This window comes from Oceanospirillum sediminis, from assembly GCF_014164585.1.
GTDB classification, from domain to species: Bacteria; Pseudomonadota; Gammaproteobacteria; order Pseudomonadales; family Halomonadaceae; genus Oceanospirillum; species Oceanospirillum sediminis.
This window is the reverse complement of sequence record NZ_JACJFM010000003.1, coordinates 132,608-149,427: the sequence shown is the minus strand read 5'-3', so window position 1 is coordinate 149,427 and position 16,820 is coordinate 132,608. Positions and strand designations below refer to the sequence as shown.

Annotated in this window: 12 protein-coding genes; 1 reads left to right on the top strand and 11 read right to left on the bottom strand. The window is 48.1% G+C overall.

Features of this window, described 5'->3' with window-relative positions; all coding sequences use genetic code 11:
• Nucleotides 1–8: 8 nt before the first annotated feature.
• The 4 genes from H4O21_RS03635 to H4O21_RS03620 all read right to left on the bottom strand — a co-directional run bounded on the left by H4O21_RS03635 (nucleotide 9) and on the right by H4O21_RS03620 (nucleotide 3,328).
• On the bottom strand, nucleotides 9–635 hold the full coding sequence (locus tag H4O21_RS03635) for a hypothetical protein (RefSeq protein WP_182807484.1): 627 nt from the start codon (nucleotides 633–635) through the stop codon (nucleotides 9–11).
• Between the two features lie 258 nt (nucleotides 636–893).
• Nucleotides 894–2,384 carry an ATP-binding protein gene (locus tag H4O21_RS03630; RefSeq protein ID WP_182807483.1) on the bottom strand — a complete coding sequence of 497 codons (1,491 nt, stop codon included), beginning with the start codon at nucleotides 2,382–2,384 and terminating at the stop codon, nucleotides 894–896.
• Nucleotides 2,385–2,475: 91 nt separating this feature from the next.
• Nucleotides 2,476–3,138 (bottom strand): response regulator, encoded by a 663-nt coding sequence (locus tag H4O21_RS03625; RefSeq protein WP_182807482.1) that lies wholly within the window; start codon nucleotides 3,136–3,138, stop codon nucleotides 2,476–2,478.
• 28 nt (nucleotides 3,139–3,166) lie between these two features.
• A complete protein-coding gene (locus tag H4O21_RS03620) occupies nucleotides 3,167–3,328 on the bottom strand; it encodes a hypothetical protein (RefSeq protein ID WP_182807481.1) in 162 nt (53 codons plus the stop codon).
• A 105-nt stretch (nucleotides 3,329–3,433) separates the two neighbouring features.
• Between H4O21_RS03620 and yiaA the strand changes: the two genes are divergently transcribed.
• Nucleotides 3,434–3,889 (top strand): inner membrane protein YiaA, encoded by a 456-nt coding sequence (yiaA, locus tag H4O21_RS03615; RefSeq protein ID WP_182807480.1) that lies wholly within the window; start codon nucleotides 3,434–3,436, stop codon nucleotides 3,887–3,889.
• A gap of 127 nt (nucleotides 3,890–4,016) precedes the next feature.
• On the opposite strand, the gene H4O21_RS03610 is transcribed toward yiaA, so the two are convergent.
• The 7 genes from H4O21_RS03610 to ccmI form a co-directional block, all read right to left on the bottom strand.
• Entirely contained in the window at nucleotides 4,017–6,236 is a 2,220-nt protein-coding gene (locus H4O21_RS03610) for a dihydrolipoyl dehydrogenase family protein (RefSeq protein WP_182807479.1), read from the bottom strand.
• A 574-nt stretch (nucleotides 6,237–6,810) separates the two neighbouring features.
• Nucleotides 6,811–7,059, bottom strand: a complete 249-nt coding sequence (locus H4O21_RS03605) for a YheU family protein (protein WP_182807478.1) — start codon at nucleotides 7,057–7,059, stop codon at nucleotides 6,811–6,813.
• Nucleotides 7,060–7,119: 60 nt separating this feature from the next.
• Nucleotides 7,120–7,749 (bottom strand): transglycosylase SLT domain-containing protein, encoded by a 630-nt coding sequence (locus H4O21_RS03600; RefSeq protein ID WP_368737513.1) that lies wholly within the window; start codon nucleotides 7,747–7,749, stop codon nucleotides 7,120–7,122.
• Between the two features lie 64 nt (nucleotides 7,750–7,813).
• Nucleotides 7,814–9,871: an NAD-dependent DNA ligase LigA gene (ligA, locus tag H4O21_RS03595; RefSeq protein ID WP_255487118.1), complete on the bottom strand. Its 2,058-nt coding sequence runs from the start codon at nucleotides 9,869–9,871 to the stop codon at nucleotides 7,814–7,816.
• A gap of 176 nt (nucleotides 9,872–10,047) precedes the next feature.
• On the bottom strand, nucleotides 10,048–11,817 hold the full coding sequence (zipA, locus tag H4O21_RS03590) for a cell division protein ZipA (RefSeq protein WP_182807477.1): 1,770 nt from the start codon (nucleotides 11,815–11,817) through the stop codon (nucleotides 10,048–10,050).
• A gap of 81 nt (nucleotides 11,818–11,898) precedes the next feature.
• Nucleotides 11,899–15,408 (bottom strand): chromosome segregation protein SMC, encoded by a 3,510-nt coding sequence (smc, locus tag H4O21_RS03585; protein WP_182807476.1) that lies wholly within the window; start codon nucleotides 15,406–15,408, stop codon nucleotides 11,899–11,901.
• A gap of 197 nt (nucleotides 15,409–15,605) precedes the next feature.
• Nucleotides 15,606–16,820, bottom strand: a complete 1,215-nt coding sequence (gene ccmI / locus H4O21_RS03580; RefSeq protein ID WP_182807475.1) for a c-type cytochrome biogenesis protein CcmI — start codon at nucleotides 16,818–16,820, stop codon at nucleotides 15,606–15,608.

The following is a 16,820-nucleotide window of genomic DNA, read 5'->3' as shown; positions in this document are numbered from 1 at the left end:
GCAGCATATCAGGCACTTTCTGCCGGAACAGAAGTCACTGACTGATTATTAACATTCACAATAAGACCGTTCAGCTTATCGTACTGAATCGATACCAGACTGGTCTGCGAATTCTGCGCATACTGGTTCAAAGCAGACTGAACACGACTAGCCTGAGGTGATACAGGCGCCGATGGCGGTGGATTCTCTCTCTGAGCTGCCTGATGACTGTAGCTGGCAACAGAGTTAATCGTGTGAATCTGTTTTACAATTTCTGGTTTATTCTGCAACAACGACGTAATACGATCTTTATCCGGATGATCTCCAACCACAGGCACGCCCGTAAAGGGATTAACGTTAATTCTGATTGGTTTACTGGTGTCAATGCCATACTGGGTAAACACAGCCTGCAGATTACTATTCAGCCGCCCGGCCAGAGTTGTAACCCCTTTCCAGTCAACGCCAATTTCATCTTCCGTATTTTTTAAATTTCTACCCGCTGCAGACAGATCAATATTTTCATAGTGATGCTTTGCAGACTCTTCAAAATCCTGATGCCGTTTATCTGTGGCATCTCTGGCATTAGGATCAGGTTTTGACACTGACAGCATATTTGCAGGCATGCCCAGCGTGCTTTTAAGGATCTGGCCTAACATAGTTTTACCCCCTTACTCTTTATCTACTTCCTGTCAAAGCACAAGCTATGCCAAAAGAAAAAGATCAGAAAAAAGGATGATAAAATCAGCAAAAAACCAAACAAAAAACGATAAAACCGCAAAAAAGGAATTACTAAAGACACAATTATTTTTAAGGAAGCGGCAGCTCGTTGCGTGTTATCTATAAAAAAGCGGCAAAACCCTGATCAGAATTGCCGCTCAAAAACAAGTATTTTCTTTATTAAATTGTGAAGAAGTTTAACTGAAAAACTCTGAATTAGCTCCTGTATCGACTAGCCCGGTGCGCGGGAAAACCAGACAAACCCGTAATCCGGGAGATGCATGACTTAATCGCATACTCCCTCCATGACGCTCAACAATACGCTGTACAATAGACAGCCCCAGCCCTGCTCCTGCCCCATGACCAGAGCGGAAAAAACGTTCCGTCATCCGATTCAGTACTTCATCGGGTACACCAGGCCCTTTATCTCTGACAATCAAAGAAAATCCATCATCACTCTGTTGCCATTCCACTTGTATATCACTGCCTTCCGACGAGAATTTAACACTGTTACTAACCAGGTTCTGAAGAATAATTTCCAGACAGCCTTTTTCCAGATATGTCTCCCAGTTAAGGGTCTCATCTGCTTCAAGGCTGACCTCAACAGATTTATCCCATGCCAGAGGCATTAACTGAGCCAGCTGCTGACGACTCTCCTGTATCAGTTGAGTTGAAATAAAAGCCTCATCTCCCTGCTGGTGCTCCAGACGCGCCAGAGTTAACAACTGAGAGACAATGCGTGCTGAACGGTCAACCCCATTCACCATCTGCTCAAGGGCCTGATTTCTGTCATCTGATGTTTCTGCCTGCATTGCGTTCTGAGCATGAATTTTCAGTACTGCCAGCGGTGTCCTAAGTTCATGAGCCGCATCAGCAATTAACCTTTGCTCTCTGGCCATCATGCTACGAATCTGTTCCAGCAGACTGTTCAGAGAATATTGCACAGGAGCCAGCTCATCAGGTAACGGTCTGAGTTCTATTGCTTCCAGATTACCCGGATCACGATTACGGATTAGTTGGGCAAGATGTTGCAAAGGAGACAGCCCCCAACCAATTGCCCACCACATCAGAATCCCCATTAACGGCAAGCTAATCAGATCAGGAGCCAGGGTCTGTGCCACAATTTTATCAACCAGTTCACCACGAACATCCTCTCGTTCGGCCACAATCACCCTGATACCACTCTGATAATCTGAAAGGGTAAATGTCCGCCATTGGTACCTGAGGTGCTCACGCTGATCAAATCCTTTCTGCCTGGTACTCAACTGTCCTGCGGGCGCACTGTCAGATTGGAATAGCAGCTCCTCCCGACGCCAGACCTGATAAGCTACTTTATTCTCATATTTGTGCGCTTTCTCCTGGTTCTGGATCAGAGCATGACTGATGCTGGTTTGCAAAGCCTGCTTTTTCTGCTCGGGTAAATCAGCAGCATCAATCCCAAGGGTTAAAGCCTGCAGAATACGCGCCTGCTGTGCCAGCCGGGCATCAAACAATTCTTCTGTTTCATGACTGGCATCTTTAAAACTGATAATACTGATCAGCAGGCTAAAAAATGTCAGCAGCAAAAGTACAACCAACAGAGTCCGACGACGAATCGACTGAGGCAAACGCCGGGAGAGCCAGGCCGGCATAGATGGGGTAACACGGCTGATTAATGAGCGGCTGAAACAAAGACAGGTTCTGAGCAAGACAGATTCTCCGGATAAAAACACTCTGACGATAACAATCAGAGTGATGCATTATTTCAGACTGAAAACAACAGAGTTACCACAGTACAGATTAATGATGCGGATCGATCACGTAACCGATCCCCCTGATCGTGCGAATCAATTCTGAATACAGCTTCTTTCTAAGATGATGAATATGCACTTCCATTGCATTACTTTCTACATCTTCATCCCAGCCATATAACAATTGCTGTAGTGTATCCCGAGTAAAAACATGTCCAGGCTGGCTAATCAGCTCATGAAGCAACGTATATTCCCGACGTGTCAGGTTCACCGGGTTTCCCTGATAGTACACCTGTTGGCCTGCCGGGTTCAGGCTGATATCTCCAAAAACGATCAGGGATTGAGAACGACCGGAGCTACGCCTGAGCAGCGCTCTGAGACGGGCTTTAAGCTCTGTGAGATCAAATGGTTTTGTCAGGTAATCATCAGCCCCTGAATCCAGGCCATCAATGCGATCCTGAATCGCATCGCGTGCCGTCAGAACCAGAACGGGCAGATCCTTTCCTTTACTCCGGGCTTTTTTCAGTACTGTCAGGCCATCCATTCGTGGCAGACCCAGATCCAGGATCACCAGATCAAACACTTCTGTTTCCAGAGCCTGCAAAGCCTGTGCGCCATCACTTAACCAGTCAACAGTATACCCTTCTGGTTTCAGCGCCGTCTGCAGACCTTCCCCCAGAGATATTTCATCTTCCACCAGTAAAATTCGCATCTGTTATTCCCGAATTATCATATCTATTTTAAAAACTGCTCAGTAATTGCAAAATCACGATATATACCATAACCAGTGCATACAGGCTCTGAAACATTTCCTGCCCCTCTATCCGGTTCTGCTGACTATAAGCCTGGCGCAACAGACTTAAGCTTTCCTTAAGGCCAATAAAATATTCCTGGTTGGACAACTATCCTGGCACAGGGGGGCAATATCAGATCAGAGCTTTCATAGCGAATAGCAGATCAGATGTGTAATATGCGATAACCATTCTGGAAAAGGAGTATCAGACAACATGTCGAATCAACCGGTCAATCAACCTACTCCGACTTTTGTCGCAGCCTCATGGCTGGCCTTATCAGCCGGACTGGGGGCTTATCTGTCAGGTCTTTGGAACTCGGATATGCCGCTAAATGAAAAAGGCTATTACCTGACCGTTATGTTATTTGGTCTGTTCGCTGCGATATCACTGCAGAAATCTGTGCGGGATAAAATGGAAGGTATTCCCGTCACCCGAATTTACTATCTGTTATGTTGGTTGTCTTTGATTGCCGCCATACTTCTACTGGTGACAGGTCTCTGGAATGCCACGCTGACTCCAAGTGAAAAAGGCTTTTACGGCATGTCTTTTATTCTGAGTATCTTTGCTTCAGTTACAATTCAGAAAAATACTCGGGATCTGGCTGGACAAGCCTCCTCTGATACCCTCAGCAACCATCATGAGCAGGCCATCGATAGCGACCCCCAATAGAACAAAAAGTCATCCTTGTTCATATTATCCAGTATGATGCCTATGACACTGAGTACCAGATGACCTGAGTAGCACTCTGCTACTCAGGTCTGCTTTATAAGGTTTCAGACTCGGATAATCAATTATCTCAGGCCTGATTACCAGAGTGAGCACGGCTCTTTTCCGCTGCAGAACCTGTTTGGGGCTTACCACGCTTCCAGTCATGATATTTCTCAACCCAGGCCAGCAGTTTTTCCGGTGCATGGGCTTTTTTCCATTCACCGGCTACATATTTATTGGCTTCCGCCAGAGTCGGATAGGTGTGAATCGTACCCAGAATCTTATTCAAGCCCAGTCCCTGTTTCATCGCCAGCACAAACTCAGCCAGCAAATCACCCGCATGGATACCCACAATAGTGACGCCCAGAATTTTATCTTTGCCCGGTACAGTCAGCACCTTAACAAAACCTTCTGCCGTGCTGTCTGCAATAGCCCGGTCCAGATCATCAATGCCATAACGGGTTACTTCGTAAGCAATACCTTTTTCTTTCGCCTCTGATTCTGACAGACCAACACGAGCCACTTCAGGATCAATAAAGGTAGTCCATGGAATCACCGAATAATCTGCTTTAAATTTCTTCCATTCGCCAAACAACGCATTCACAGCCGCATACCAGGCCTGGTGTGCCGCAGTATGAGTAAACTGATAAGGTCCGGCCACATCACCCGCCGCGTAGATATTCGGATACAGGGTTTCCAGATACTCATTCGTAATCACAGTGCGCTCCGTTTCAATACCCAGAGCTTCCAGACCATAACCGGTCAGACGGGCAGTACGCCCTACAGCACAGATCAGACGGTCAAAGACGATCTCTTTCTCTTTTGGCTCACCGTTTTCCTGATAACTCAGAATCAGTACCTTGTCATCACCACGTAGTTCACAACGCACCGCATCATGGCTGGTCAGTACGGTCACACCGCTTTTCTCCAGCGCGGCCTTAGCCAGCTCTGACACTTCCGGATCTTCTTTCATCATCAGACGTGGATTACGCTCCACCTGAATCACCCTGGAGCCCAGCCGCCCGAAACTCTGTGCCAGCTCACAACCAATAGGCCCGCCACCCAGCAATACCATACGCTCAGGAATATCGTCTTCTTTTGCCAGTTCTTCCCACAGAGTATCACTGGTCAGATAGCCTGTATCTTCAATCCCCGGAATCGGTGGAACAAATGGCTGAGCACCGGCAGCAATCACAATCGAGCGGGCTGTCAGACGTTGCACACCGCCATCATTCAGCCTGACCTCTACCGTCCAGGGATCAATTACTTTGCCATAGCCCTGCAACACTTCAACACCCAGGCTGGTATAACGCTCCACACTGTCATGGGGCTCAACCTTTGCAATCACATCATGGATACGCTGCATCACCTTGCGGAAACTGAACCGAGGCTGTACCGATTCCAGGCCATAGTGTTCAGCGTCTTTCATCTGCTGAGCCACTTTGGCACTTTTAATCAGCGCTTTAGATGGCACACAACCATAGTTCAGGCAATCACCACCCATTTTATGGGCTTCAATCAGAGTCACTTTCGCTTTGACTGCTGCAGCAATATAAGCACTGACAAGACCTGCCGCACCACCACCAATCACCACCAGGTTACGATCAAAATGGGCAGGCTTCTGGTAGCCCTGATAAACACGGCGCTGTTTGATCTGATCCAGCAATTTTTTCGCCAGAATCGGAAAAATACCCAGCAGTACAAATGACAGGATAATACCCGGCGATAATATGCCAGCTAAGCTATCCACCTGACCCAGCTGAGTACCGGCATTAACGTACACCAGAGTACCTGGCAGCATACCCAGCTGACTCACCCAGTAGAAAGTCCGGGTTTTAATTGGGGTCAGGCCCATTAACAGGTTAATCAGAAAGAAAGGCACCACTGGCACCAGACGCAGGGTAAACAGGTAGAAAGCTCCTTCACGCTCTACCCCCTGATTAATCGCTTCTAACCGATTACCAAACTTTGCCTGTACGCTGTCTTTCAGCACAAAACGCGCTACCAGGAAGGCCAGAGTTGCCCCGACAGTTGAAGCAAAAGATACCAGTACCAGCCCCCAGAACAGACCAAATACAGCCCCAATCGCCAGAGTCATAATGGTCGCACCAGGTAACGATAAGGCCGTTACAGCAACATACACCAGAAAAAACACCAGCGTTGTCAGCCCAGGTGATTCTGTCTGCCAGGTTTCCAGTTGCTGCTGACTGGCTTTTAATCCTTCCAGTGTCAGATACTGGTCCAGATCAAAGGCAAAAAACACAGCGATTACGGCTGCAAGTACACTGAGTAGAATAATCTTTTTCATAGTCGTCCCATTAAAAGCCGACAGGTCTGTATCTATCAGGCATGATCCGTATTGTTAAAATACCAATCGGACCAGAGCATACAATCGCTACCTGATCATTTAACGCTAGCTTGATTTCATATACGCTAGTAACCCGTATCAGGATTCATAATCTCTGATGTTTTATCGGATTACTTTCGATTACTCCAGGCCAGAGGAAAACAGATAGAGACCTTTAAAGCGCCAGAAACTTATCCTGTCGTCCATATCATGGCCAGTTCCGGGACACACCCTTGAATACTCATATAAAGCACATCATTAATCAGGGTAGTTAATAATCCAGTGAAGAAAAATCATTCCAGAGTGATATCACTGATAAAACTATTGATCGGTATGATGATTGAAATCGAAGTAATTATACTTCGGAGCATTGTCAGTTCCGCACTTGCAATATGACAAGGCTTTTTCACGGATATCTGTTGCTGGGCAGCATGTAGTATGCTGTCGATATTCAGAAGAGAGACAGGTCATCAGGACAAAATGAAAAAAGAGCCTGTACAACACAGACCCTTTGCATTGCTCACCGTGTAAGCCATCAGGAGTTTAATCCGGCACTCTGTAAACGAGCATGATACTCCTGTTTAGTCAGTACTGTCACAGACTCTGTCACACCATCATAAACGATGGTCAACTGTCCTGTGATCAGCTGCTGGCGTACCTGAGCAGCCAGATCTTCCAGACTTAATTCCGTTTCTGCAGTGTCATATCCCTGACGTGTGACAAAGTCCTCCAGCAATCCTTGCAGTGCATCCGGTGAAATATCCCGGTATGGCACTTCAATCATAATAATATGCCTTGTAAAGGTAGTTACATACTGGCTTTGATGACAAAATCAGATTGGATATCAACGGAATAGTGACCAGCCAGATGCATCCGGATCAAATCGAGTCCGGCATTCTTTCATCTGACGGTCATACGTCATAGCCTGTCTGGCCACTTTATCTGAAACATCTTTCAGCCATTGCTTATCTTTATAGGTCTGGTTGGCATATCCGGTATGCCCTTCATGGTAGGCCAGATAAAGATAATAGGTATCATTGCGCGCAATCTTATTGCGCTCATAGCTCTGATAGTTATACCAGCCGATAAAATCGACGGTATCATGGAAACTATTACGTCGTGCCAGCGGTTTCTGAGTAGCACTCTGATAATCATCCCAGGTTGATGTCAGAGCCTGACCATAACCATATGATGTCGACTTCCGGAACAGAGGAATTCCCAGGAAGTCATAACGCCCGGACTTAGCATCCGCTCTGAAGTTTGATTCCTGATTGATGATCGCCAGCATAATAGGCACAGGCGTTCCCCAGCGCTTTTCCGACGCTTTAGCTGAAGCATACCAATCAGGATACTGAGTAAAAATATCGCAGGCATTGCTGGTATTGTTCGGAGGTGCAACAGCGCACCCCGCCAGCCCGCTCAGTGTTAAAGCCATCACAATGGGTACAGAACCTCGACGAACTGTCTCCGACACACCTTTACTCTTCACAGAAAGAATCCCCTCAACATTCCCTGCCCGATTTTATTAGCGGGGTACTTTACTCATGCTCAGCCAGTAAATCCAGCAAACCGCTTTCATCCAGAATATCGATGCCCAGTTGTTCCGCTTTGGCCCGCTTTGAACCCGCCGCCTCTCCGGCAATCACCAGGTCTGTTTTCTTAGATACACTCCCGGTTACTTTAGCACCCAGAGCTTCCAGACGGACTTTTGCATCACTGCGTCCCATAGTGCTGAGCGTACCAGTCAACACAATCACTTTACCAGCCAGTGCCAGCTCTTCTGCTGCAGGAGCCGCCTCAATCTCTGGCCAGTGGATTCCTTCAGCTATCAGAGCCTTCAGTGTCTCCAGGTTATGTTCCTGACGGAAAAAGGTCACAATATGATGAGCAACGACAGGGCCAACATCCGGTACTTCCAGTAACTGTTCCTCAGTTGCAGCCATGACTGCATCCAGTGCCAGGAAATATTTCGCCAGCTGACTGGCAGTGACCTCACCTACTTCCCGGATTCCCAGAGAGTAGATGAAACGAGGCAGAGTCGTTTGTTTACTCTTCTCCAGTGCATCAACAAGATTCTGAGCAGATTTAGGCCCCATCCGTTCCAGAGCAGCCACTTTATCCACATCCAGATGAAACAGATCAGGCAAAGACTGCACCAACCCCTGATCCACCAGCATTTCAACCAGCTTATCGCCCAGGCCATCCACATCCAGTGCTTTACGGGATGCAAAATGTTTAAGCCCTTCCTTACGCTGAGCACCACATACCAGTCCCCCGGCACAGCGTACAACGGCTTCGCCTTCTGCGCGCTCTGTTTCAGAACCGCAGACCGGACAGGCATCCGGAAAAGTAATCTCTTTCAAATTATCTCTGCCTGCCCTTTTCTCCAGTACCACAGAAACAATCTGGGGAATAACATCGCCCGCACGCCGTATCACAACAGTATCCCCGATCATCACACCAAGACGCTCAATCTCATCAGCATTATGCAGGGTTGCATTAGATACGGTCACACCACCAACATATACCGGCTCAAGGCGAGCAACCGGTGTAATCGCTCCGGTACGGCCGACCTGGAATTCAACTTCTTTCAATTCGGTCATCTCTTCCTGGGCCGGAAATTTATAAGCAATAGCCCAACGAGGAGCTCTGGATACAAAACCCAGCTTTTGCTGTAATGCCAGCTCGTTAACCTTGAAGACAATGCCATCGATTTCAAAAGGTAACTCATCGCGACGGGCACCTAAATCACGATAATATTCCAGGCAAGCCTGCACCCCGGTTACAACACGAAGCTCCGGGTTCAGACGAAATCCTCGCTCACTCAGCATCTGCAAGATATCAGCATGCTTATCAGGCAGGAAGTTAGCCGATACATCGCCAACACTATAAGCACAAAACTCTAATGGACGCCGGGCAGTGATCCGGCTATCAAGCTGGCGCAAACTGCCAGCAGCGGCATTACGCGGATTAACAAAAACCTTTTCTCCGGCTTCAGCAGCCAGCCTATTCAACCGCTCAAACCCTGTCTTTGGCATATAAACTTCACCACGCACTTCCAATACCGGTGGCAGATTTTCACCCAGAAGTTTCAAAGGTACAGAACCGATGGTTTTGACATTCTGAGTAATGTCCTCACCAGTTTGCCCATCACCACGAGTAGCAGCCTGAACCAGTAAGCCCTCTTCGTAACGCAGGCTCAACGCAATACCATCCAGTTTAGGCTCACAGGCAAATTCTATGTCTTCATCAGACTTAAGACGGTCCTTCAGACGCCGATCAAATGCTGAAAATTCATCATCACCAAACGCATTATCCAGCGATAGCATAGGGATAACATGCTGCACCTGAGAAAACTCGGATAACGGCAATGCACCCACTCGCTGAGAAGGAGAATCAGAAACTCTTAACTCCGGATGAGCATCCTCCAGATCTTGCAGACGTCGCATCAGGCGATCATATTCTGCATCCGGAATACTGGGATTATCCAGGACATAGTATCTGTAATTATGATCATTCAGCTGAGCTGTTAACTCAGCTACTTCTTTCGCAGCATCAGAGTCAGAAAACATATCTTCGGATTGGAGTAACGGCATGAGGGAACTCGTTATAGTTCTGGTAACAAAAACCCGGGATCAGGTAGTCGATAAAACAGTCAGGCCAGGCATGTGGATAATTCAGTATCAGTTATTCGGGATAAACGTCAAAAAGGTCACATCTCTGTGACCTTTTATAAGGCAATTCACATCAGAACAACAAGCAGGCAAACGTATTAACGACTCGCCGCTTTTTCAGCCAGCTGGCGACGGCGTTCAAAATCCTGAATTCTCTGCCGGTAATGTTCCACAGTCTGAGGAGTCATCACACCTCTGTTTTCATCCCGCAGTTCACCATTCAGGTTTTTAACGACGACTTTCGCCGTTTCCAGCATCAGAGTAAAGCACTCCTGACTGCTCTCAGGAGCAGGCAGAGCCATAATAAAAGACACACCTGGTACATAGAGTTCATCAATAGAATCAATATCAAAGGTACCCGGATTAACCGAGCTAACCATCGAAAATTCTATTTTTGGACCGGTATCGGTTTTCCTGAAACGGTGAAAAACCTGCATCTCTCCAACCTGCATGCCGCACGCCAGAGCAATGTGCAGCAATGTCGCTCCCGGGAAGCCAGCCGGATCTTTTGACTTAACATGAAGAATCATTAACTCAGATGCTCCGGCGAACTGAGAACGCTCTTCCTCTTCAGACATCACAGGCTTACGTTTGACGGGTTTTTCTCTGATACGAACCCCATTGTCAGGTACAGGCCTGGCTGTCGTAGCCGATTCAAGTGGCATAGCATCAGATACCATACCCGGAATATTTGCCGGATTCATCATTTCAACAGATTCAGATGTTTCAGCAACAAAAGTTCCGGGATCAGCAGCAGGCTCGGGGGGAACGGTAATTGACGGAGCCTGTTTATCCAGATCACTTTTCAGGCGACGCTTTGCCACTTCAGAAGGCCTTGGACCGGTGTGCTTACCCTTAATCCGACGTATGGCAGCCTGAACCGGATCTTCTTTGGCTTCTGGCTCTTTAGGCTCAAACATCTGAGCCACTTCCTGCTGCAGAGCCTCTTCTGAATCAGCCCGGCGTTCGACTTCCTCCCGGAAGGCTTCCTCCATCGGTACAGTAATATCTTCAGATACAGTGTCTTCCGGAGCAGATACCGGAGCAATTGCAGGCGAATCACCTGAAATATCAGAATAGTCAGAAACAATCTCTTCAGGTTCATAACCCGATTGCGATTCGAACGAATTAACTTGCGTAACATAACCATGATCATCAGCCTGAACAGGCTGAAAGCTATCCGCAGTGCCGGCAGCCACGCCATTATCATAAGAGATACTACCCTCAGAAGGCGTTATCGCTGTAGCCTCACCAGCAGAAGGCGGCTCAGAAGACTCAGCATAATAAACAGGCTCATCCAATGCTGACGGAGCAGGGGCTGTGGCGGGCATCTCAGCCTGAATATCAGCTTCGGCTGATTCAGGCTGACAGAAATGATCAAAGTAGGCGCTGTCCGTTCTATCTATCTCTTCCGGAATATCATCCGGTGAAACCGTCTGCTGAGCCGTTATTTCTGGCTCAGGTGCAGGATTATCGATATTAACAGATGATTCACTATGGACATTATCAGTCGCCTCCGGCATCATCTGCTCAGGCATTGTAAAAGAAGCTTTATCAGATATCTTATCTTCCTGAGCATCTGTCTGCTCTGAGGGTACGTAGTTGGCATCAATCTCAACTTCATTGCGCAGGACTGGAAATGGATCGTTTTCGAACGTTTCCGGATTATGAGTTTTTACCACTCGAGCTCCGCCATTAGGCAGTTCGCGTCGAATCTCCTCCCGGCGAGCCTTATCTTCCGGATCAGATTCTGTTTCTTCTTCTGGCTGATCCGGCTCAGTCGGTTTGCGCATACGTCGGATACCATCGACAATAATCAGCACAATCACCACGCCGCCAAGAACAATCAGCAACTCTTGTAAACCCATGCAGAAAAAATCCTGTCAATAAAAAACGTCAATTAATCACTATTTTACGATAGTTTGTACACTTTTTATACATGCAGTCTGCTAAACATCAATTAATGCCGATGCTTCATCAATATCTACCGCAACAATGCGGGATACACCAGGCTCCTGCATGGTGACACCCATCAGATGGTCAGCCATCTCCATGGCAATTTTATTATGACTGATATAAATAAACTGTAGATGAGTCGACATTTCTTTAACCATATTGGCATACCTCCCAACATTTGCATCATCTAATGGAGCATCTACCTCATCCAGCATACAGAAGGGTGCCGGATTCAACTGAAAAATAGAAAAAACCAGTGCAATCGCCGTCAGGGCTTTTTCACCACCGGACAGCAAATGAATCGTACTGTTTTTCTTACCCGGTGGCCGGGCCATAATAGACACACCGGTTTCCAGCATATCGTCACCGGTTAACGCCAGCCAGGCACTGCCTCCGCCAAACACTTTCGGGAACAGTCGCTGCAACCAGCTGTTAACATCATCAAAAGTCTGCTTAAACCTTTGCCGGGTCTCTTTATCAATCTTTCTGATAGCATTTTCCAGCATATCCAGTGCTTCAGTCAGTTCGTCATTCTGAGCATCCAGATACTGCTTACGCTCCAGCTGAGCCTCATACTCTTCAATCGCTGCCAGATTAATTGCCCCCAGGCGTTTAATCTTCTCTGTGACTTCTGACTGACGATCCTGCCAGACACTCGCAGTAGCTTCTTCAGGAAGCTCTCTCAGTAACTCCTGCAGGTCACCACCAATTTCATCCAGCTGCTCATTGATCGATTCACGCTGAACCGACAGTGTCTGCTGCTGCATACGCATCTTTTCCAGCTCAGTCCGAACCCGCTCAAGATCTCTTTCATGCTCTGAACGGGATTTTTCCATTTTACGCATGGCTTCGTTCAGTTGCTGAGCCTGATCTCTGAATCGGATCAGTTTCTGCTCCTCCTCTGTTCGCCGCTCAATCAGTTCATCCAGCAGATCATCCCCCCCTTCCGCGGGTTCTCGCAGCAATTCCAGCTCTTCTGTCAGTTGTTCACGCTTTTCTCTCAGACGCTCCAGTTGTTGCTCTATGCGCTCAATACCTGTTGCAGCCAGTTGTTGCTGGCCTGTGAGTTCCTGCCTTTTCAGTGCCAACTGATGCAGTTTTTCCCTTTCTGAACGAACCATTTGCCTCTGGCGGTCATACTCTTCCCTATGACGGTTACGATCGGCCTGCAGTTCCTCTTTTTCTTCAGCGAATAACTCAGTCTGTTCCAGTGCCAGTTGCCACTCTTCCCTGGATTCTTCCAGCAGGCTCTGCTCTTCCTCCAGTTTATGCCTGACCTGATCCAGCTCTTCGCTCAGATGGCGCTGACGCTCATTAAACTGTTCCAGCTTCATCTGCCGGGTTTTAATCTGACCATCCAGCTCTCCTTTCTGCTGCTGAACAGACATCCGCTGATCAGCAACCTGTGCAGACTGATGTTCAATATTCTGTTGTTCTTCGCGCTTGAGTTGGAGCTGCGCCTCAAGTTCAGACAGATGGCCGTCATTCAATTCCAGTTCTTGCTGCAGAGCGTCTATATCGCGGGCTCTGTTCAGCATTCCCTGAGCCTGATGATTACCTTTCTGATACCTGAGCCAACCCGGACCAATCCAGATTCCAGAAGCGGTAATCACAGAGAAGCCATCCGGTAAACGTGCCAGGCGTTCCATAGCCTGTTCAGGAGAATGGGCCATCACTACCCGAAAAAGCACTTCAGGTATAGCGCCATCACAAGTTACCTGAGAAGCCAGAGTCTGTTCTGATGGCAGCCCTGATACATGATCAGTCAGACTGAATGACAACTCAGCCTGCTCCAGACCGTCCAACTGCCCGGCCAATTCAGGGAGTTGCAGACTTTTACAGCGGATTGCCTGCAACTGGGAGTCAAGTACGGTTTCTACCGCCAGCGACCAGGTTTCATTAACACTTAATTGCTGAGCCAGTCTGACCGCATTGGCTAACCCCTGCTGTTTCAGCCAGTCCTGCTGTTTCTGGTCATCACTGGCCAGAGCCGCATCCTGCAATGCCTGTAGTGATGCCATACGTCCCCGGTTAATCTGTTGCTGTTCCCGGGTCTGATCCAGCTGTTGCTGCTGCATAGTCAGCTGATTGCGACAATGCTGTAATTGCTCTTTCAGCACAGAGGCTTTTTCTTCAAGTTGCTCCAGTGTCAGCTCATATTCCAGAGCTGTCTCCTGCATCATTTCCAGCTCTTCATCCTGCTCTTTCGGACTCTCCAGAGTGCTTTGCTGATCAAGCAAACGTTGCTGACGTTGTTTCAGATCCTGCAGGCTTCTCTCATGCTGTTGAATACGCCCCTGAGCAACTTCTGCGTCTCTTTGATATTGCTGAGCTTTCTGATTAAATCCATCCCAGCGATGCTGCCATTGCTGAACATTTTCTTCTGCTTCTTCCAGACTCAGTTCCAGAGTTTCACTGGCTTCCTGCTGCATTTCGAACTCAGGTTCCAGCTCAGCCAGAGTCAACTCAACATCGGACAGACGGCTCTTATCCTGCTGTTGTTCCTGCAGGTTTTCCTGAATATGGCGATCAACCTCACCCATTTCAATCTGCAACTGCTGTCCACGCTGCTGCCGGTGGGTCATTTGCTGTTCCAGCCGGGTAATCTGATTACCCAGCTCATAAAAGCTCGCCTGTACTTTTTCCAGCTGATCATTAGCTTCCTGGTGCTGCTGACGGCTCTCTTCAATCTCAGTTTCTGATTGGCGCAGAGCAAACAGATGTTTTTCAGACTGAATTTCCAGATCACCAATCACACCAGAAAACTGCCGGACCTGATGATCCAGGTCACGCCATCGAATAGCCCGTAACTGACCTTTTAAACGACGCTCCTGTGCTTTCAGTTCACGATAACGATGGGCTGCTTCTGCCTGACGCTGTAAACGTTGTAATTGACGCTCCAGCTCCTCCCGGATATCAAGCAAACGATCCAGGTTTTCCTGAGTGCGGCGCATGCGACTTTCAGTCTCTTTACGACGCTCTTTGTATTTGGAAATACCTGCGGCTTCTTCGATAAAGGTTCGTAATTCTTCAGGTTTGGCTTCAATCAGGCGGGAAATCATGCCCTGTTCGATAATGGCATAACTGCGCGCGCCCAGGCCAGTACCCAGAAAAATTTCAGTGATATCCTTTCGACGACATTTAGTGCCGTTCAGAAAATAGCTGGACTGCCCCTCACGGGTTACCTGACGCTTCAATGCGATTTCAGCATACTGACCATATTGCCCCTGAAGACTGCCATCGCTGTTATCAAACACCAGCTCAATTGAAGCTTGTCCAACAGGTTTTCGGGCAGTAGATCCATTAAAGATCACATCGGTCATGGACTCACCGCGCAGATGTTTTGCTGAGCTTTCCCCCATAACCCAGCGTACAGCATCAATAATATTGGACTTGCCACAACCATTTGGTCCGACAACACAGGTCATATTTTTCGTAAATGGCACCGTGGTCGGATCAACAAAAGATTTAAAGCCAGCGAGACGAATACACTTCAGGCGCATAGCCGGTTGTTACCTGCTAACAGATGAATCCAGATAGAAAATCAGAAAAGATGGGACAAAGTACGTATGTCGACCAACAAAAGCAGAACATAAAGATGTTTGCTAACAAAAACTTTCTACCGCACAAAAGAACAAAGCAGGGCTTGTGCCCTGCTTTGTAAAACCTGCATTGTGCAGTATATAAATACAGTACGCAATTACTGTATACGATCAGATATTATCAGCCGGACAGTTTCCGGATGAGATACCGGGAAAGGTCCCTGAAGCCCCTGTAAATCTCCTGGCTGCGGTTCCGGTGTACCAGCTTTTGCCACCCTGGCAACCAGATTAACCTCTTTTGCACTGGATAAACGCGCCATAGGTGCTACCGCCATGGTGTCGTCCAGAGTGATCTGTACAGGCAGATCTGCCACAGTCAGGCGGGCAGCAGCCAGAGGCATTGGAGGGCCACCCTGAGGTGCTCTGGCAAATACAAACACCGTATCCTCAGGGCTGGTATTCGCTCTCATTTCATCAGAAATGCTGACCTCAACCGTAATACTTGCTCCAGCCAGAGCCGGGTCCAGTGCAACGCCAGAGGCTTTCAGGCGTTTCGCAGCTTCTGCAATGCCAGCATTTAATGCCGCGATACTGTTCTGATCTGTAATGTGAGGCAGAGATTGCTGCCAGAAGGCAATGGCCTGCTGATAGTTACCGGCTTCAAATGCCTCAATTCCCCGCATTCCCAGGGCTGCCGCTTCGTTCGGGTCCAGTGCCAGTGCTTCTGTCAGCAACTGATCGATCCGGGCGTTCATCTGATTCTGGTTGGCAAAGTAAAGTGCCTGAGCATACTGCGCCAGTGCTGCCGCAGAACGATCCAGACGAATTACATTTTCCAGTGCTCTGGCAGCATCATTAAAGCGCCCCTGATTCATGTAGGTTCGGGATAACAGATACCAGCCTTCAGCACTATCCGGGTTCTGAGCCAGAGTCTGTTCCAGCTTCTCTGTCAGCTCAGCGACCGAAGGTACCTGACCATTCTGCCGGGCCATAGTCATTTCCAGGGCCATCGCATTGCCCTTTGTCAGATACCAGCCCAGCGAACCTGTTGCAATCATAGCTGCCAGAGCCAGACTAAGCACCCATCCGGGACGAGTCGAGCGAAGCACAGGCGCATCTTTATCGCCAACATCATCGAGCAGGGTCTGTTCCAGTTCTGATTTCATCTGCTCAAACTGTTCAGGCATCAGGTTACCCTGCGTCAGTTCATTTTCCAGTTCTGACAGCCGTTGTCGAAACATAGCTACGTTCTGTTCCGTACGCTCAGACTCGCTCAGCTCAGATGTCACATTACGCTTTCTGACCAGAGGCAACAGCACAAAAATCGCAGACATAGCAGTCAGTGCCGCAATGCCAATCCAGAGTGTATTCAT